The sequence below is a fragment of the Bradyrhizobium sp. USDA 4502 genome (assembly GCF_054063355.1).
This window is the reverse complement of sequence record NZ_JBSSGF010000001.1, coordinates 3,905,270-3,921,420: the sequence shown is the minus strand read 5'-3', so window position 1 is coordinate 3,921,420 and position 16,151 is coordinate 3,905,270. Positions and strand designations below refer to the sequence as shown.

17 protein-coding genes and 1 pseudogene are annotated in these 16,151 nt (G+C 61.4%); 7 read left to right on the top strand and 11 right to left on the bottom strand.

The window, feature by feature from the left end; translation table 11 throughout:
• Positions 1–55: 55 nt before the first annotated feature.
• Together ACVW1B_RS18150 and ACVW1B_RS18145 are read left to right on the top strand one after the other, a co-directional pair.
• On the top strand, positions 56–1,111 hold the full coding sequence (locus ACVW1B_RS18150; RefSeq protein WP_456821920.1) for an acyl-CoA dehydrogenase: 1,056 nt from the start codon (positions 56–58) through the stop codon (positions 1,109–1,111).
• A gap of 184 nt (positions 1,112–1,295) precedes the next feature.
• Positions 1,296–1,439 (top strand): annotated as a pseudogene (locus ACVW1B_RS18145) (MOSC domain-containing protein); the annotation flags it as partial.
• Positions 1,440–1,515: 76 nt separating this feature from the next.
• On the opposite strand, the gene ACVW1B_RS18140 reads toward ACVW1B_RS18145, so the two are convergent.
• The 6 genes from ACVW1B_RS18140 to ACVW1B_RS18115 are packed head-to-tail and all read right to left on the bottom strand — an operon-like array spanning position 1,516 to position 6,897.
• A complete protein-coding gene (locus ACVW1B_RS18140; protein ID WP_456821919.1) occupies positions 1,516–2,679 on the bottom strand; it encodes a CaiB/BaiF CoA transferase family protein in 1,164 nt (387 codons plus the stop codon).
• A complete protein-coding gene (locus ACVW1B_RS18135) occupies positions 2,676–3,689 on the bottom strand; it encodes an NADPH:quinone oxidoreductase family protein (protein WP_456821918.1) in 1,014 nt (337 codons plus the stop codon). The genes ACVW1B_RS18140 and ACVW1B_RS18135 overlap by 4 nt, the downstream gene beginning before the upstream one ends.
• Before the next feature lie 3 nt (positions 3,690–3,692).
• Positions 3,693–4,466, bottom strand: a complete 774-nt coding sequence (locus tag ACVW1B_RS18130; protein ID WP_456821917.1) for a crotonase/enoyl-CoA hydratase family protein — start codon at positions 4,464–4,466, stop codon at positions 3,693–3,695.
• 20 nt (positions 4,467–4,486) lie between these two features.
• Positions 4,487–4,936, bottom strand: a complete 450-nt coding sequence (locus tag ACVW1B_RS18125) for an ABC transporter substrate-binding protein (protein WP_456821916.1) — start codon at positions 4,934–4,936, stop codon at positions 4,487–4,489.
• Positions 4,937–4,973: 37 nt separating this feature from the next.
• Positions 4,974–5,711: an ABC transporter substrate-binding protein gene (locus ACVW1B_RS18120; RefSeq protein ID WP_456821915.1), complete on the bottom strand. Its 738-nt coding sequence runs from the start codon at positions 5,709–5,711 to the stop codon at positions 4,974–4,976.
• A 7-nt stretch (positions 5,712–5,718) separates the two neighbouring features.
• Positions 5,719–6,897, bottom strand: coding sequence for a CaiB/BaiF CoA transferase family protein (locus ACVW1B_RS18115; RefSeq protein ID WP_456821914.1), 1,179 nt, complete (start codon positions 6,895–6,897; stop codon positions 5,719–5,721).
• A gap of 100 nt (positions 6,898–6,997) precedes the next feature.
• On the opposite strand from ACVW1B_RS18115, the gene ACVW1B_RS18110 reads away from it, so the two are divergent.
• From ACVW1B_RS18110 to ACVW1B_RS18100, 3 genes are all read left to right on the top strand, one after another.
• On the top strand, positions 6,998–7,630 hold the full coding sequence (locus ACVW1B_RS18110; protein ID WP_456821913.1) for a TetR/AcrR family transcriptional regulator: 633 nt from the start codon (positions 6,998–7,000) through the stop codon (positions 7,628–7,630).
• Positions 7,627–8,679, top strand: a complete 1,053-nt coding sequence (locus ACVW1B_RS18105; protein WP_456821912.1) for a hypothetical protein — start codon at positions 7,627–7,629, stop codon at positions 8,677–8,679. Before ACVW1B_RS18110 ends, ACVW1B_RS18105 begins: the two co-directional genes overlap by 4 nt.
• A gap of 77 nt (positions 8,680–8,756) precedes the next feature.
• The gene (locus ACVW1B_RS18100) at positions 8,757–9,563 is read left to right on the top strand and encodes an SDR family NAD(P)-dependent oxidoreductase (RefSeq protein ID WP_456821911.1); all 807 of its coding nucleotides are present in this window, start codon (positions 8,757–8,759) and stop codon (positions 9,561–9,563) included.
• A gap of 196 nt (positions 9,564–9,759) precedes the next feature.
• On the opposite strand, the gene ACVW1B_RS18095 is transcribed toward ACVW1B_RS18100, so the two are convergent.
• The 3 genes from ACVW1B_RS18095 to ACVW1B_RS18085 all read right to left on the bottom strand — a co-directional run bounded on the left by ACVW1B_RS18095 (position 9,760) and on the right by ACVW1B_RS18085 (position 11,936).
• Positions 9,760–10,110 (bottom strand): hypothetical protein, encoded by a 351-nt coding sequence (locus tag ACVW1B_RS18095; protein ID WP_456821910.1) that lies wholly within the window; start codon positions 10,108–10,110, stop codon positions 9,760–9,762.
• Between the two features lie 174 nt (positions 10,111–10,284).
• A complete protein-coding gene (locus ACVW1B_RS18090; RefSeq protein ID WP_456821909.1) occupies positions 10,285–11,175 on the bottom strand; it encodes an SDR family NAD(P)-dependent oxidoreductase in 891 nt (296 codons plus the stop codon).
• A 329-nt stretch (positions 11,176–11,504) separates the two neighbouring features.
• A complete protein-coding gene (locus tag ACVW1B_RS18085) occupies positions 11,505–11,936 on the bottom strand; it encodes a tautomerase family protein (RefSeq protein WP_456821908.1) in 432 nt (143 codons plus the stop codon).
• Positions 11,937–12,059: 123 nt separating this feature from the next.
• Here ACVW1B_RS18085 and ACVW1B_RS18080 point away from each other — a divergent pair, with 123 nt between their 5' ends.
• Both ACVW1B_RS18080 and ACVW1B_RS18075 read left to right on the top strand, forming a co-directional pair.
• On the top strand, positions 12,060–12,557 hold the full coding sequence (locus tag ACVW1B_RS18080) for a winged helix-turn-helix transcriptional regulator (RefSeq protein ID WP_456821907.1): 498 nt from the start codon (positions 12,060–12,062) through the stop codon (positions 12,555–12,557).
• A gap of 329 nt (positions 12,558–12,886) precedes the next feature.
• Positions 12,887–13,909, top strand: a complete 1,023-nt coding sequence (locus tag ACVW1B_RS18075; RefSeq protein ID WP_456823042.1) for a LysR family transcriptional regulator — start codon at positions 12,887–12,889, stop codon at positions 13,907–13,909.
• A gap of 54 nt (positions 13,910–13,963) precedes the next feature.
• On the opposite strand, the gene ACVW1B_RS18070 is transcribed toward ACVW1B_RS18075, so the two are convergent.
• Together ACVW1B_RS18070 and ACVW1B_RS18065 are read right to left on the bottom strand one after the other, a co-directional pair.
• Positions 13,964–14,680 carry a TetR/AcrR family transcriptional regulator gene (locus ACVW1B_RS18070; protein WP_456821906.1) on the bottom strand — a complete coding sequence of 239 codons (717 nt, stop codon included), beginning with the start codon at positions 14,678–14,680 and terminating at the stop codon, positions 13,964–13,966.
• Between the two features lie 24 nt (positions 14,681–14,704).
• Entirely contained in the window at positions 14,705–15,811 is a 1,107-nt protein-coding gene (locus ACVW1B_RS18065; protein ID WP_456821905.1) for an NADH:flavin oxidoreductase, read from the bottom strand.
• Positions 15,812–16,151: the final 340 nt, after the last annotated feature.

The window sequence follows — 16,151 nt, the reverse complement described above, 5'->3', positions numbered from 1 at the left end:
TGGCGGCGCCAGTCGCTGCGGCTTGGATCGCAACCGCGGCGTGGAATGAGGAATCATGATAAAAATAGAGCATATCGCGGCGATCGAGGATCAGGCGCGGCGTCTCGCCGAGCAGCCGACGATCGAGGCCATACCGAACGAGTTCTTTTCGATTGGACTGCCGGGGAGCGCGAGCGGACTTGATAGCTATGAGGCGGTGGCGATGGCCGACTACGCCATCGTGGCGGCAACGGGATTGTCGGGTCTCGCGTCCGCATTCATGGCGCGCCAGCTGGTAGCCCGTTTTTTCCTCGCCGGCTTTGCCGATGCCGATCAAAAGCAGCGCTGGCTGCCAAGCATCGCCCGCGGCGAGCTCTGGCCGGTGATTGCGATCTCAGAACCCAACGTCGGCGCGCATCCCAAGCACCTGTCGACGACGGCCACCAAAGACGGAAACTCGTACGTCCTGAACGGCCGCAAACTCTTTGTCACCAACGGCATGAGGTCGGATCTGATCCTGGTGCTGGCCGTGTGCGGCGTCGAGGATGGCCGCAAGACGTATGGCCTGTTCGGCGTGCCCCGGGACACGTCCGGTTTCGATCTCATTCCCATGACCGGATTGGAGGCGCTAGCGCCGTCGACCCACGCCGAGATGATCCTGAATGATTGTCGCGTCCCGGCTGGCAACCGCATCGGCGGTCCCGCAGATGTCTACCCGACGATGGCGTTACCCTTCAGGGATGTCGAAGACGGGGTGGCCGCGAGCGGAGTTGTTGGTCTCACGGACTGGCTCATCCGAAGGACTTTCAACCACGTGGCGCATACCGAACAGAAATTTCTGCAGGCCGGGCGGCTTGCGGGGCTGCTGGAGCTTGCGCGCGCCGGCGCTGCGGCATCCGCGCAGATGCTGGACGCTGGCCAGAATCCCGTCTCGCTCGGAATAGGCCTGCGAGCAGCGGCCGCCGACATTGTGCTTGAACTGCGTGATCACCTGCCAACGGGAACGTTGGACAAGGACGAGAGATTGCGCTTGAGCTTGGCTGCTTTTGACCTCATGGCCACGGTAGCAAGGAGGCCGCGAGAGATCCGCCGTGCCAAACTAGGTGCGGCTTTTTTGGGACAGGCGAATTGACCGTCGAACCGTCGGAAACGTCTCGAGTCGGCTGCGCGTCTGGCTAGCCGCGAGGCTTGTAGCCTGACCCGGGCGTTTTTTACGCTAGTTACCAATAGCGCTTGCGGTTTCCGCGTCGAAATACGAGACGAGGTCACGATAGCTGTTGGTCCGGCAGCAAGCTGGAATGGCAATCATGAGATGGATGATCTCTAGCGCCCGGGGTCGAGTTGTAACCGCTAGCGCGGGTAAAGAACACAGCTTCAGCAAATCTCTCCGATCCCAGATCACGATTCTTGAAGGTCTCGGCGTTGAAGGGGATGCCCATATGGGCGAGACCGTGAAGCATTGATCACGGGTTGTTATCGATCCATCGCAGCCCAATCTCAGGCAGGTTCATCTAGGGGATGTCGTTCTCTCGGCCTTCAAGAGCGGTCATGGCTCCAGGAGCCCCGTACGTCTGAAAGGATTGCCTGGGTGTCCTGTCCAATACCAGGCGCAGGACAGAGTGCCCCCTCGTTGTCGCCGATCATGCCCGGTGTCCTTGCGGCGAATACGGCGCCAACGCCTGGTGTCTCGATCTGAACCGCGGCCTGAGTTGCCTGGATATGCTCGTCGGCCAGCCACCCCGAAGGGCTCAGGATTCTGTCAGCAATGATGTCCGCCGCGCGCAGACTCTGGAGCCACGATTCGGTGGCGTCGGTCGCAAAGACATCGCGCAACTCCGCGGCCAATTCGTCGGCATGGTCGGCACGGAGTGCGAAGCTGGCGAACCTCGGTTCCTTGGCGAGATCATCTCGCGATAACACCGAGCATAAGCGAACATATTGCGCCTCTGTCACCAGCGTTACCATCAGCCAACCGTCCCTCGTTCGGTAGCTTCCGGCCGGAACATTGAGCAGGCGTGGTACTCCGCCTTCGAGGGCGTATTCGGCAAACTTATGGCCTAACAGCGCGGCTGTGGATTGCGACAGGTTGACATCGATGTGGCGGCCTCTGCCGACGCTGACGCGTGCGAACAGCGCTGTCGACACGGCCTGAAAGGCGTACATGCCGGTGCAGACGTCCGATAGGGTTGCGCCCACCCGATGCGGAATTCCGTCGACACCAACGTTCACCGAGACCAGGCCTGAGAATGCTTGAGCGACCGAGTCGGAGCAGGGGCGCTGCGCGTAGGGACCTTCTTGTCCAAAGCCACTGATGGACAGGTAAATCAGTCGGGGATTGATGCGGCTCAGTTCTGCGTAGCCCAGGCCAAGGCGGGCCATCACGCCGGGCCGGAAGCCTTCGATCAGCACGTCTGCATTCGCGGCCAGCCTCCGCGCGATCTCAATCGACTCGCCCTGCTTGAGATCGAGCGCCATCCCACGCTTTCCCCGGTTGTAGACGGCTGACAGAGCCGAGTGGCAGCCATAGGTCGTGCCAAGGCGGCGGGACCAATCGCCTTCGGGCGGTTCGACCTTGATCACGTCCGCCCCGTTGGCGGCGAGCAGATAGCCTGCGTAGGGGGACGCCACGCCCTGGCCGAAGTCGAGCACACGCAGTCCTCGGAAGGGTGTTTCATGGCTGGACTGAGGGGGCTCGATCATGATTGTGGCTCCGGGACAAGGGCGATCTTGCCAACCACTTCGCGGCTTTCGACGCTTCGCAGGGCGTCCGCGAACCTGGCAAGCGATAGCGAGCGATCGACGGGCGCACGTAATTTCCCGGCCTCAAAAAGATCGAATAGCTCATTGAACAGGGTGGGGACGCGTTGACGCAGAGCGGCGTCCGCCTTGCTCTTGCCCCACGCCATGTAGAATCCCCAATAGAGACCGATCACCGTCAGGTTCTTCACCAGCACGATGTTGGCCGGAATTTCGGGGATGCGTCCGGACGCGAAGCCAATCGGCAGCAGCCGACCGAGCGGTGCGACGCAACGCAGGGATTCGTCGAAGACATCGCCTCCGACAGGATCGAACACGACGTCCGCACCGCGGCCATCCGTGAGCTCAAGCACGCGATCGCGGAAGGGGCCCTTTCGGTAGTCGATCACATGATCGGCGCCGTATTCTCTGACCGCTGCGACCTTGCGCTCACCACCGGCGGTCGCAATGACCGTCGCCCCAAGCGCGCGGCCGATCTCTACTGCCGCCAGACCGCTGGCACCCGCCGCGCCATGGACCAGAAGAACCTCGCCAGCACGCAAGTCGGCGCGCCACTTCAGGCCAGCATAGGCCGTCGCGTAGATGGTCGGAAATAGCGTCGCGCCTGCGAAGCCCAAGGATTCTGGGATTTTGAAGACGTTTGCCGCATCCACGATCGCTTCTTCAGCGAAGCCGCCGGACGGCAGGCCCGCGCACACCCGGTCGCCGATCTCGAGCGTGCTGCGGACATCGGGCGCGATCTCGCTGACGATGCCGGAGATCTCGGTGCCAGGGATGAAGGGAAGGCTCGGCCGGTTCTGGTGCTTGCCCGCGATGAACAACAGGTTCGCGAAGCTGACGCCTGCCGCGCGCACCGCGATACGGATAGCCCCTGGCTCGAGGGGAGGTGCAGCGGTCGTGTCGTAGACGAGGTCGTCAATTCCACCAAATCGGCGGCCAATCACGGCTCGCATATCTCAGTGCTTTCCGATCACGCCGTGACGCCCGGATCCCGACGCGAAGCGGCTCGCACCGGCCTGGGCCTCCTTACGGCGAGCCTCGACCGAGAGCTCCGTCTCCAGGGCGATGGCCTCCATTTCGGAGAGATTCCACTGCCGGATCGCCGACATCCGGTCAGACCGCATCGCGATCTGTGGAAACGCTGCGATCTGACGTGCAAGCTCGACCGCACTCGTTAAGGCCTGGCCCGTCGGAACGAGGCGGTCCGCAAGGCCCATTACAACTGCTTCTGCAGCGGAAACCTTGCGCGCCGTCAGCAGCATATCGAGGGCGCGTCCCGCACCGACCAGGCGGGGCAGGCGGACCGTCGTGCCGTCACTCATCGGCACGCCCCAGCGCCTCGAGAGCACGGCGAACGTGGCGGTCTCCTCAGCCACCCTGAGATCGCAGCGGAGCGCGATACCCAGGCCGCCTGCGCAGGCGTAACCCGCGACGGCAGCTATGATCGGTTTCGAGAGGATGTCGTGGCATGGGCCGTCGGGATCGCCGGCCCATGGTTTGTATTCGTGGCCCGCGGCGAGCTCGTTGAGATCGGCTCCGGCGCAGAAGTGCCCGCCGGCGCCGGTCAGGACCGCGACTGCCTGGGTATCGGCACGGTCGAAATCCCGAAGTGCTTTCGAGAGCGCCGCGGCCGTCTCGTTATCGAGGGCGTTGCGGACTTGCGGACGATTGATGGTGATGACCGTCACCGGTCCATCGTCCTCGACCAATAGTTTCGGAGCATCCGCCATGTGCCGACACGCCTTTCCGCTTAATGGGTTGTCTTGAGCAGCGGACAATCGCTCTCATCGGCGGGCCGCCAGGCCTTCTCACCAGGTATCGTCGCGACAATCTTCCAGTAGTCCCAAGGTCCCCTGGATTCTTCAGGCTTCTTGACCTCAGTGACATAGAGATCGCGCAGCAGGCGTCCATCCGCACGGATCTTGGCGCCGTGAGTGAACGCATCGTCTACCGGCAGTTCGCGCATCTTGTCCGCGACCTTGGTGCCGTCATCGGTGCCGGTAGCGGCGACCGCCTTGAGGTAGTGCACGACCGAGCTGTAGACGCCGGCCTGAACGATTGATGGTGGGCGCCCCATCTTGTCCGAGAAGCGCTTGGAAAATGCGCGGCTACCCTCGTCAAGATCATGGTAGTAAGTCGTGGACGAGATCAGGCCTTGGCCGTCCTTCAGCCCCATGGCGTGAACGTCGTTGATGAACATCAGGAACGTCACGACCTGAGTGCTCGGTCCGATGACGTTATATTTCGTGCGCCTGCTTGATCGCGTTGCTCGTGTCGCTGCCGGCGGTCGCCAGCGCGAGCACTTTGGCTCCCGAGGCTTGCGCTTGCAGCAGGTATGACGAGAAGTCCGGGGTGTCGAGCGGCGCTCGAACGCCGCCGATGATCTTGCCGCCGCCGGCTTGAATTCGCTTGGTGGCCTCGCTTTCCATGGACTTGCCGAACGCATAGTCGGCGGTGATGAAAAACCAGGTGTCTCCGCCGCGCTTGAGAACTCCTGCCGGAGGCGCCGCGGCCAATGCGTAGGTGTCGTACATCCAGTGGAAGCTGTAGGGCGAACAGCTCTTTCCTGTTATCTCGGCCGTCGCGGGGCCCGACAACAGGATGATCTTCTTCCGTTCGCGCGAGACGTTCTGCATGGCAAGCGCCGCGGCGGAAGATCCGCCGTCAGCGATCACGTCGACGCCCTGGGCATCGTACTCCTGCCGGGCGAGATTTGAGGCGATGTCGGGCTTGTTGGCGTGGTCTCCGGAGACGACTTCGATCTTGGCGCCCGCGACCTTTCCGCCAAAATCTTCCGTTGCAAGTTCTGCCGCTACGATCGAGCCCTTGCCACCGGCGTCGGCATAGATGCCGGTCATGTCGTTGAGAATGCCGATGCGTACCACGTTGTCGGATATCTGCGCGACCGCAACCGACGATACCAAGCTTGCGAAGGCGCCAATTGCGACAGCGCACACCACGTTTTTCTTCTTCATTGTTTCCTCACCTCTGTTGTGCCTCGATGATCGTGCCGTCCCGGACGAGACGATCGATCCGGGATTGCGAATAGCCCCGTTCGGTCAACACCTCTCTCGTGTGTTGGCCAAGCCGGGGCGGGCCGGGAAGGCGGGTGCCCGCTGCCGCAGTGCCCGGCAACAGCGTGAGCGGGAGCCCCTCGAAGGCTCCGCCCTGCAGCGTGGCTTCCAACCCCAGTCCGCGGACATGTCCGTTGTTCAAGAACGACCGATAGTCCTGGACGGGACCGCACAGAACGTCTTGCCGCTCGAACTCATCGATCCAATGCGCGCTGGTCGCGCCCATGAGAATCCGCGAGACCTCCGCCGTGATCTCTCCGGCGTGGTTCAGGCGTCCCGCTTCGGTTGCGAACCTTGGATCGGTGATCCAATCAGCCTTTCCGATGGCCTTGCAGATGCCTTGGAACATCGCATTCGAGACGCACGACAGATTGATATGCCCATCCGACGTCGCGAATGTCCCAATTGGGACGCTTAAGGGAACGTTCGGCTGACCGCGTTGGCGGAGCGCGTCTTCGACGATAGGCATTGCCTGGAAGGCGGCGGCGACCTCGACGAGGGAGACCTTGATGTGCCGGCCGCCGCGTCCCGTCAAGCGGCGGTAAAGCGCTGCGCCGACCTGCTGGGCGGCGTAGACGCCGGCGGCAGTGTCGACGGCCAGCATGCCGATCCGTCGCGGCGCGCCGTGCCCGTCACGGTTCATCATCATCATGCCGGTGAAGCCCTGGATGATGGTGTCTGTCGCGGGGCGCCTTTCGTAGGGGCCCTGACCGAATCCGAGAATGGAGACATAGATCAGGCCTGGATTGTCGGGGCGCAGTTGATGATCTGCGATTTGCAGCCGCTCCACGGCGCCAGGCCGGAAGTTCTGGATGACGATGTCGGCATTCCTGGCGAGCTCGACCAGGATCTCACGGCCCTGCGCCGTGGCGCCGTCGACGCAAACGGCGCGCTTGCCAATATTCGGAACCAGGCTGAAAGCGGTATGACCATCGATCGCGCCGCCAATCGTGCGAGCCCAGTCACCCGACGGAGGCTCGACCTTGATCACCGAGGCGCCGCCACGCGCGAGAATGCCCCCGCAATAGGGACCTGCGAAACCCTGGCTGACGTCGAGCACTTTTATTCCGGCATAGTCGTCGAGCATGGTGCGGCACCTCCAAAGATACCGAGTAGTATGTTGCATCCTACCTGGTAGTATGTTTGACTGTCAACGCCGCTTAACGGAGGAGGACAGGTTGGGCAGGATGAGCAAGGTCGACACCGGTGAGCCGCTAGTTGACCGTCGCGTCGAACTATTGGATGCCGCGGCGCGCGCCTTCATGCAGCAGGGTTTTGCGGCGACCTCGCTCGACCGGGTTAGCGAGGAGATCGGTTCGACCAAGGGGGCGATCTACTACTACTACCGGAGCAAGTCGGAGCTGTTCTTTGCGGTCCATCGTCGCGGAATGGAGCTTACCGAGGCCGCCATCCGCCCAGCGTTCGAGGTGGCTGCTGCGCCGCGCGTGCGGCTTCACGCCATGGCCTTTGCGCATACGATGCTCGTCATCGATCACCTTCCATACTTGCGTGTGATCGCCCAGGGGCTGGAGATGCACCTCCTGCAACGCACGAATGAGAGCGAGCGGGCGGAGCTCGCGGAGGTGGCCGCGCTTCGCGAGGCCAATGAGAACCTCTACATCCGCGTCATCAAAGATGGCGTGTCATCTGGAGACTTTCGCTCCGTTGACGCGAAACTGGCAGCAAAACCGTTGCTGGGCGCACTGAACTGGACCTCGCGCTGGTATCAGCCGCGAGATGGCGAGACGCAGGCCAACAGGAAGAAGTTGGCTCAGTCGATCGCGGACTTTGTGACAGCGGGTCTGGAGGCGAGAAATTGAAGGCAAGCAATAGTGACGTGATGTCCGATGTGGCAGCATACCGCGCCGTCGACCTGATCTACCATTCCTATCTTACGGGTCTCATCCTCATGCTGTCGTCGCGTGCGGGGCCGCGGCGGGCCGCGGATGTCGTCTTCAGAACGTTCCGCCGGCAGCAATTGGCGCGCTTTCTGCCGGGACTAAAGAAGCTCGGGCTGGACGAACTTCCGCATGCGGTCGCATGTGCCCAGTATCACTATCTGTCCAATCAGGTCGGCGGCGTGAAGGTCGAATACGTCTACGAAAACGACCAAAAGGCCTGGGTGAGGTATCCTCCGCCACGATGGATCTGGTCGGGCACGGCCGTCTGCGGCATTGCGTCGGATGTATCGCGCGCCATGCTGCGTGGATGGCACGCCAACAACGGCGTTGTTCTCGGTAACCGGCGGCTCGGCTTCGTATGCACGGGCCAGACGGTCGACGGACAACCGGGGCTCGAAGGATACTACAAGGAATGGGACCGCGATCTTGCTCCGGAAGAGCGCCTGCAGTTCGCGCCAGGTGAGCGATGTCCGCGCTTCGATCCGCAATGCGCTCCAAGGCTGCCTGAAAACACCTGGCCGGAGGAGCGGCTTGGCAAGGTGCTCCGCAACTATTCGATGGAATACATTACCTCGATCGTTCCGGAGACGGTTGCTGCCCTCGGTCCCGAGGAGGGAGGCCACCTTGCAGGGGCTGCTGCGAGGTTGATAGGCATGCATACGTTCGACGAAGTTGCCGCGCTTCTCGGGGGCGTTGAGCCAGGGGCCGCCGGGTTTGCCAAGGCGTTCGCGCGACTTGCCACGGGCCAGGGCGACGATGCGGAGCTTCTGCAGGAAGGTTCTTCGACAGTGGTTCGTCAGTCGACGTGGCGCCTGATGTCGGAGCGAGAGAATCTGTCGCCAGCCGTGTTTGACGCCTGGAATGAGCTCTGGGTCGGCGCCGCGCTCGCGCATGATCGGTTCATTCAAATCGACCTGATCGGGCGGCGAGACCGGGGCGATCCCCATTGGGCATGGCGATTCAAGTGAACCGTGACGTGGGCGCGGAGTGAACCTCAAATGAAATCCCTCAAAGTCATTCTCAACCTGAATTCGAGGCAGCAGCAATGAACACACCTGTTCACGACGGCGCCGGCGCGGCCATCTCCGGCGTTCCGTTGGCGGGCCGGACCGTCATTGTCACGGGTGCCGGACAAGGGATCGGCCGTGCGACCGCTGAACTCGTGGTGCGATTGGGCGGGAACGTCGTCGCGCTCGATCTCAACGAGGCTACATTAGGCGAAACCGTCGCGGCCTTGCCGAAGGAGCGGACATTTGGCGTGGTCGGCAACGTCAGCGATCCCGATCTTGCCGCACGCACTGTGGAGAATGCCGTAGCGCGATTTGGCGCCGTGCACGGACTGGTCAACAATGCGGGTATCATCCGCCCGGCGATGATCGAGAAGATGAGCGCCCGGCAATGGCAGGACGTGATCGACGTGCATCTGACGGGCGCGTTCTATTGGCTGCAGGCGGTGGGGCGTCACATGATCCAGCGCGCCAAAGAGGGCGACGCGACCGGCGGATCGATCGTCAATATCTCGTCGGATGCGGGCCGCAAGGGCTCGATCGGCCAGATCAATTATGCGGCGGCAAAAGCCGGTCTGCTCGGCATGACCATGACGGCGGCGCTGGAATGGAGCAAGTTCAACGTCCGCACCAATTCGATTTGCTTCGGGGTTGTGGAGACGCCGATGACCGATACAATTCGCGGCGACAAGTTCCGGGAAGGGATTCTGGCCAAGATTCCGCTCGGTCGCTGGGCGCAGCCCGAGGAAGTGGTGAAGGCGGTCTGCTTCCTGCTGTCGGACGATGCGTCATACATCACTGGCCAGCATATCGGCGTCAACGGCGGCTACCACATCTCAGTCTGATTGGGCGGCGGCCCTTCGCTCATCTGTGCGCGGGGAGCGGAAGTCGAGCGCCGCTTGCGTGAATGCGGCATCCTCAAATCCGTGTCCGCTGCGCCTTCAACGCCGACATAGAACCGAGCCCAAATGACGTCGGTCCTCGTCATTCGGCAACAGCGGCTCTCGTCCGTAGACCGCCGGGCGACGTGGTCTTCTTCAGCTACTCGCGTTCCGGAACGAGAAGAGCCGATGTAAGAAGCCAACCAACGAACCAGACCAAGCCGGGAACGAGGAAGAGGCTTGCGAAGCCGGGGTCATGATGCGGCGCGAACGGAAACAGCAGTAACGGGACCAGTCCGAGCGAGGCGATTACGTTTCGCACCCGTGGCCCGGTACGTCTTTCGATCCCATCGAGGATCGCGACGATCATGACCGTCGGCAAGCTCCAAAATGTAAGCAAGAGCGACCCTATGATGCCAAAGCTCTCCGCATCTTCGCTGCCACCCCACGACAGCGTAGCAGTCAACAGCAGAACGGCAACGAGGAGTGCAGTTCGCCAGAATGCCTTCATGGCACCATTTTTCCTTTGAGCTTCAGCATGGCGCTTCGAGCAATGAGATGCTTTGATCCTGACTAATGCCTCTGAGGGATCAGTCGTCGATCCCGCCCAGACGCCGCCGAGCCGATCGACAACTCATCTCACGTTCGGTCAGATGAGCGGTCGAAGCGGCGTAGGGGCGCCGGGTTATTCGACGTGCTCGTCGATAATTGGTGCCTTACGAATCCCCTTTGCCTTTTCCGGCGTGATGCCCAAGGCATCCAGGAGCGGCGAGCCCGCGGTCGGCGACCAAGCGGTGGGCGGTCCGATCGACAAGCCGCCATCCACCACCAGATGCGTACCGGAAATGAAGGCGGAGGCGTCCGTCGAAAGGAAAAGTGCCGCCTGGGCGATGTCGTGCGGCAGTCCTGGCTTCGGGACCGGCTGGAACTTATGCGCGACCTGCGCGATCTTGGATGCCATTTGGTCAGCCGCTTCACGCGGAAGGCCCAGGGAGTCACCGATGATGGAGGTGGCAATCAGTCCGGGGCAGATCGCGTTGACACGAATATTCTGCGGCGACAGTTCCGCCGAGGCGACCTTGGTCAGATGGATCACCGCCGCCTTGCACGCGGAATAGGCGAGGCCCGCCATGCCCGCCTGTTGGCCGGCGATCGAGGCGATGTTGACGATCGCGCCGCCACCACGCTGCTTCATCAGTGGCACAGCGTGTTTCATGCCGATCACGGGGGCACGCACCAGAAGGGCAAAGGTATCGTCCCACGCCTTGGTTTCGATCTGCTCGATGCCTCCCCTTGCGCCGCCGTTGCCGGCGTTGTTGACTAGAATGTCGAGACCGCCGAATGCCGAGGCGGCCAGAGCGGCGGCGGCCTTAACGTCTGCCTCCACCGTCACATCGCAATGGATATAGCGAATTTGGCCGGGGAAGCACTGCTCCAGGAACGCGCCCTTGGCGTCCTGCATGTCGGCAACGACCACCCTGGCCCCTTCGGCCACGAACAAGCTAACCGTCCCCAACCCGATCCCCGAGCATGCACCGGTAATCAGGGCGACTTTTCCATCCAGGCCTTGCGGCATCCTACTCTCCTGTAACTTTTTACTTCGTTGTTTGGTCAGATTTGCCTGCCGCGAACCTGCGAGGCAGACGTCGTGTTGCCTCGGTGATGGTCGGTCGGCGAGGCAGCAGAAGGTCGGGGAAGGGGAAGTGAGGGGCTCTCGCAGCGCCGAGCGTCTCTCTCAGTGAGCGGCGGCCCGTGCAGCTAATGGGCCGATGAATAGCCCCAAGCCAATTGCGATCAACATCGCTCCTCCCTTCGCTCGGCTGCGCATAGCGCGCACGAGTTCGTCCCAGCTCGGGTGTATGAACTGCCCGCAAACGATGAATGCGGGCAGTTCAAGCCTCAAGGCTAACCGGCCTTGCCGCGCGAGGCGGCCCGGATGTCGGCGAGCTTGACGATCCGGCCAGCTGTGCCCCAGCCGCCGTCCTTGATCTCGCGAAGGTGCACCCAGTGATTGGCGCCAGCCCCGGTCGGCCCGATCACCTCCTCGACGATCTTGCCGATATCGGCGACGAGCCCAGCGCGGCTTTCGTCGGTCAGCACGCCTTGGGGGGTCGTGATCTTGAATTTGAACTTCGGGGTCTTGGCGGGCGATCCGCCGACATAGAAGCCAGCCATCGGAACCTCCTGATAGTAGCTCCAGGCGTTCGCCAGGATGACGGGATTGTCCAGCGGGGCGCCCTCGCGGGTCAGCAGAGCTTCCGTTGCCCGCTTCATCAGGGTGTCGCGGGCGGCTTGGTCCAGCGCGCCTTCCGGCGCGGTCACTTCGATCATGGGCATTGCAGGTCTCCTCGGGGGTGAGAAAATGATTCCGAAACGAGACTTATTAGTTGCGTAACGAAACCAAATTGCTGGTAGCGCATTTGGTTGCGTAACGCAACAGATTTTGATATGATGGCATTCATGTCCAGAAAACGCTTTTCCGAGATGAACTGCGCCGCAGCCCAAGCGCTCGATCAGATCGGCGACTGGTGGACGCTGCTCATCGTTCGCGACGCATTCAATGGTTCGACGACGTTCAGCGAATTCCAGGAAGGGCTGGGAATTGCCAAGAACATCCTGACCGAACGTCTCGGCGCGTTGGTGGCCAATGGCATCATGGCGCGCGAGCAAACCCGGCCCCATGTTAACCGGTACACTTACCATCTCACCAAGAAGGGTGAGTCTCTGATGCCGATTCTGATCGCGCTGATCCAATGGGGCGATCAGTGGGCCTTCGGAGGCGAGGGGCCGCTCCGGATCCTCGATGCAAAGGAAAAGAAGGCCATTCGGCCGGTGACAGTGCAGGCGGCGGATGGCCGCGCGTTGTCGTACACCGAACTCCGATATCGGCCCGGCCCCGGAGCAACTGAAGAGACGCTGGCTCAGTTTGCAAGCAAAGCCAAGCGTGTCGGTGCGTAGCCGAAGCGACGACTGCCAAAGCGCGCAGGAGAGTGTGGGCGAGCAATTTCCTTGGTGCGAAATTGCCCTGCTGGAGTATCAACTTGACGCACATGATGCTAATCATGCTGAATTGCCGCGGCAGACGAAGCAGATGAATATGTGACTTCCGTCGGGCTTCTTTGATCGGAGCTCGTGTCCAGAGGCACGGCATCGGGAGCCGATATTTGGTCGGACGCTCAAGACTAATTCTTAAAGCATAGAAAGCGGGAAGGCGTTCCACAGGCAGGTCGCAAGTCTTGCGAGGGCGCAATCGGCTGAATCTCGCAGTTACCACGGAGGCGCGAGTGATGGAGGCCAATTGGGATCTCTTCAGATTGTTTTTTTCAGTCACGAGGACAGGCAGCGTTAATCGGGCCGCTCGTGAACTTGGCATGAGCCAACCCACGCTAAGCCGGCGATTGAAAGAGCTGGAGCAATATATGGGAGCGCCGCTTTTCTTTCGCGTCGCTTCCGGGGTGAAGCTAACTCAGGAAGGCGAGGAGCTCCGCCGGGTGGCGGGAGGTCTCGTGGAATCCTTTGAGTCCTTTCAGCGAGACCTGTCATCGCGCGTGGGTCAACGGTCCGGCGTGATCAAGATTTCCGCTACGGAGGGGTTGACGAAGCACTGGTTGCTCCCCCGGGTGAGAAAGTTGCGAGCGTTGAACGAGCCCATCCGGCTCGAAATCAATTCGACGAACACGCAACAGGACCTTGCCGATCGTGATCTCGATTTTGTCATCAGGGTGGGCGATCCAGTTGACGATGACTTGATTGGAAAGCGAGTCGCAACGCTCGCGTTTGGGATCTTTGCCTCTTCGACCTACCTGGCACAGTATCCAGCGCCGTTATCGTTCGCCGAGCTCGCTCACCACGACCTGATCGGCAGGCCGGCGGATCTTCGGGAACTCCAGAGCGAACGCCAAACGAAGCTGCTCGCGCGATTCAGGGAAGCCCTCCGCGCCCAGAATGGGTTGCGCGTCACGTCGATCACGAACCATTTTGCTGCCGCTTCCCAAGGGCTTGGGCTGGCGTTCCTGGCCGTGCCGTTTGCACACGCCGAGGGCTTGGTACGGGTGCTACCCGAAGAGTCCTCGTCGCAGGATATCTGGCTCTTGCGTCGCCGCGAAAGCGATCTTCGGAAACTGACCCGCCAGGCGCGACGGGTCTTGGAGAGCGAGCTCTCGCGATCGCGCGCATGGTTCCTTGGACAACAAGGAGTGGAGGAGCCTGATCCTCGGCCGAAGCTCAGCGTCTTGTGTCCAGAGATGCGCAATCCCGGGCGGAAGGCGCGACGATTGTCTGGAAAGCGTTTGCATCTCGTCCCCTCGTAAGGGTGAATTGAGCGCAAACTTGACAAGGCCCGCGCGCTCGCGTGTCGCCGCCGCCTAGGATTGCGGGTGACCTTCCGCAAGTTCCAGCAGCATCTTGCGTGTGGTCAGTAGCAGCCTATCTGACATTTCCTCGCCGCTCATTGCTCGGGACAGCGTTATCGCTCCCACAATTGCGCTCACCGCCAGAAGAACGAAGTCAGCAGCGTCTTCATCGTCAACCAGCTTCGAGATGCCGTCGATGAACTTCGCGATGTGTCCGGTCATTATCCTGCGCAGGCGCGGGCTGGTGCGCACGACGTCGGCTGCAAGTGCAGATATGCCGCAGCCCGAGATGCGATCGTCCCGATGGGCCTTGCTTAGGTAGTCGTTCAAAAAGGATCCAAAACTGCGTACGCCTTTGCTGCCATTCGCGCTAACGTGAGGCGCTTGGTCGTCCTTGAGCGCCCATTTCAGGGCCTCGGAAATCAGCTCGTCCCGCGAGGCGAAATGCCCATAAAAGCCACCGTGGGTAAGCTTCGCCGACTTCATCAATGGAGCAATCCTGAGGCTAGGCAGACCAGACTGCCTGATTTGTAGAGCCGCAGCATCCAGGATCCGCCGGCGGCTGTTTGCCTTCCTGTTTCGCGAGTAGCCCACCTGTGCTCTCCTCAAGCAAATGCCCCTTTGACCCCTGAACCGGTCCGCTGCCCGGCAGCGGAATGGCACGCGACCTCTTGAGGCAGGTGAGACAACAATCAGTATTTTGAGAGCTCGGCGAGCTCTCAAAACCATCTGACGCGCGGATACCTGGATCCGTTAGAGGGTTGCCATCGCGCTCGCCGAAAAGGCGGTGAGCTTTTCGAACTGCCTGTCGCGCACCTTCGCCGGCCATTCGGCGTCCGCGAGGAGAGCGCGTCCGACGGCGACGAGATCGAACTCGCCACTTGCGAGGCGGACTTCCAAATCGTGCAACTCACCGACTTCGGCGCCCTTGCCCTTGAAAGCCTCGACAAAGTCGGCGCCCTTGAGCCCGACGGAGCCGACCGTGATCGTCGGCTTGCCGGTAAGCTTCTTGGTCCATCCGGAAAGGTTGAGGGCGGAGCCAGGGAATTCCGGCTCCCAGAACCGCCGGGTCGATCCGTGAAAGATGTCGACGCCCGCCTCGACCAGCGGGGAGAGGAAGGTGGCCAGTTCGTCCGGCGTGTGCGCAAGCTTGGCTTCGTAGTTGCCCGATTTCCATTGCGAGAAGCGCTGGATGATAACGAATTCCGGCCCGACGCGGGAGCGAACCGCCTTGACTATCTCCGCGCCAAACCGTGTCCGGCTCGCGATGTCTCCGCCAAAGTCATCTTCGCGCTGATTGGTCTGCGACCAGAAGAACTGATCGATGAGATAACCGTGCGCACCATGCATTTCGACCGCGTCAAATCCGATCTCTTTCGCAACGCCGGCCGCGCGCGCAAATGCGTCGATGGTGTCCGCGATATCGGCATCGGTCATGGGATCACCGACCTGCTTGCCCGAAGCGGACAAGCCCGAAGGTCCGTCCGACTTGCCTTCAGGCCGAGGTCCGGTACCGGGCTTGCGCATCATGCCCTGATGCCAGATCTGCGCTGCAATCCTTCCGCCAGCAGCGTGGACGGCGGCCACAACCTTTCGCCAACCCTCAATGCTGTGCGGAGAATACATGTTTGGAATCTTGGAATCGTTGGAACTGCCCGCTCGATCGACGGCGACACCTTCCGTGATGATTAAGCCAACGCCTCCCTCGGCTCGTCGTCGATAATACGTGACAACGTCTTCGCCGGGGGTTTCGTTGGGGCTCTTTGCCCGCGTCATCGGAGCCATCACAACGCGGTTCCGGACGTTGAGCGACTTGAGGGTGTAAGGCTCGAAGAGGGGGCTTGTTGTCATGATGCTCATTTGTCGCGAGTGGCAGCCAGCTTCTGGAATCCTCCCGCGGCATGGCGGCCAAGGAATGATAGTCTGAGGGTAGTGAGGGGCGCATTCGACCGCAAATTCAAATCTGAATAAGCCCACTACAGAAATGCTATGGCGGTGACCATGTCTTGCCATGCATGATTACGGTGATCTGATCCTTGCAGGGTCTGACGTCGTTCGATGACCTTACGAGCTGATCATTTCCGCTTTAGTCTTCCCGAGACTTGAAACTGCAAATCCCTGGCCTCTGGCCAGGGATTTTTTTGTTTCGGGGAGCTTGCCTGCCCAGGAAGTCAGCTCGTCCTGCGTCGTCTGCCGGCGC

Excerpts from the sequence above, each read along its gene's own strand:
- ACVW1B_RS18150 (WP_456821920.1), top strand. The coding sequence starts at position 56 with ATGATAAAAATAGAGCATATCGCGGCGATCGAGGATCAGGCGCGGCGT.
- ACVW1B_RS18140 (WP_456821919.1), bottom strand. The coding sequence starts at position 2,679 with ATGATCGAGCCCCCTCAGTCCAGCCATGAAACACCCTTCCGAGGACTG.
- ACVW1B_RS18135 (WP_456821918.1), bottom strand. The coding sequence starts at position 3,689 with ATGCGAGCCGTGATTGGCCGCCGATTTGGTGGAATTGACGACCTCGTC.
- ACVW1B_RS18130 (WP_456821917.1), bottom strand. The coding sequence starts at position 4,466 with ATGGCGGATGCTCCGAAACTATTGGTCGAGGACGATGGACCGGTGACG.
- ACVW1B_RS18125 (WP_456821916.1), bottom strand. The coding sequence starts at position 4,936 with ATGTTCATCAACGACGTTCACGCCATGGGGCTGAAGGACGGCCAAGGC.
- ACVW1B_RS18120 (WP_456821915.1), bottom strand. The coding sequence starts at position 5,711 with ATGAAGAAGAAAAACGTGGTGTGCGCTGTCGCAATTGGCGCCTTCGCA.
- ACVW1B_RS18115 (WP_456821914.1), bottom strand. The coding sequence starts at position 6,897 with ATGCTCGACGACTATGCCGGAATAAAAGTGCTCGACGTCAGCCAGGGT.
- ACVW1B_RS18110 (WP_456821913.1), top strand. The coding sequence starts at position 6,998 with ATGAGCAAGGTCGACACCGGTGAGCCGCTAGTTGACCGTCGCGTCGAA.
- ACVW1B_RS18100 (WP_456821911.1), top strand. The coding sequence starts at position 8,757 with ATGAACACACCTGTTCACGACGGCGCCGGCGCGGCCATCTCCGGCGTT.
- ACVW1B_RS18095 (WP_456821910.1), bottom strand. The coding sequence starts at position 10,110 with ATGAAGGCATTCTGGCGAACTGCACTCCTCGTTGCCGTTCTGCTGTTG.
- ACVW1B_RS18090 (WP_456821909.1), bottom strand. The coding sequence starts at position 11,175 with ATGCCGCAAGGCCTGGATGGAAAAGTCGCCCTGATTACCGGTGCATGC.
- ACVW1B_RS18085 (WP_456821908.1), bottom strand. The coding sequence starts at position 11,936 with ATGCCCATGATCGAAGTGACCGCGCCGGAAGGCGCGCTGGACCAAGCC.
- ACVW1B_RS18080 (WP_456821907.1), top strand. The coding sequence starts at position 12,060 with ATGTCCAGAAAACGCTTTTCCGAGATGAACTGCGCCGCAGCCCAAGCG.
- ACVW1B_RS18075 (WP_456823042.1), top strand. The coding sequence starts at position 12,887 with ATGGAGGCCAATTGGGATCTCTTCAGATTGTTTTTTTCAGTCACGAGG.
- ACVW1B_RS18070 (WP_456821906.1), bottom strand. The coding sequence starts at position 14,680 with ATGGTTTTGAGAGCTCGCCGAGCTCTCAAAATACTGATTGTTGTCTCA.
- ACVW1B_RS18065 (WP_456821905.1), bottom strand. The coding sequence starts at position 15,811 with ATGAGCATCATGACAACAAGCCCCCTCTTCGAGCCTTACACCCTCAAG.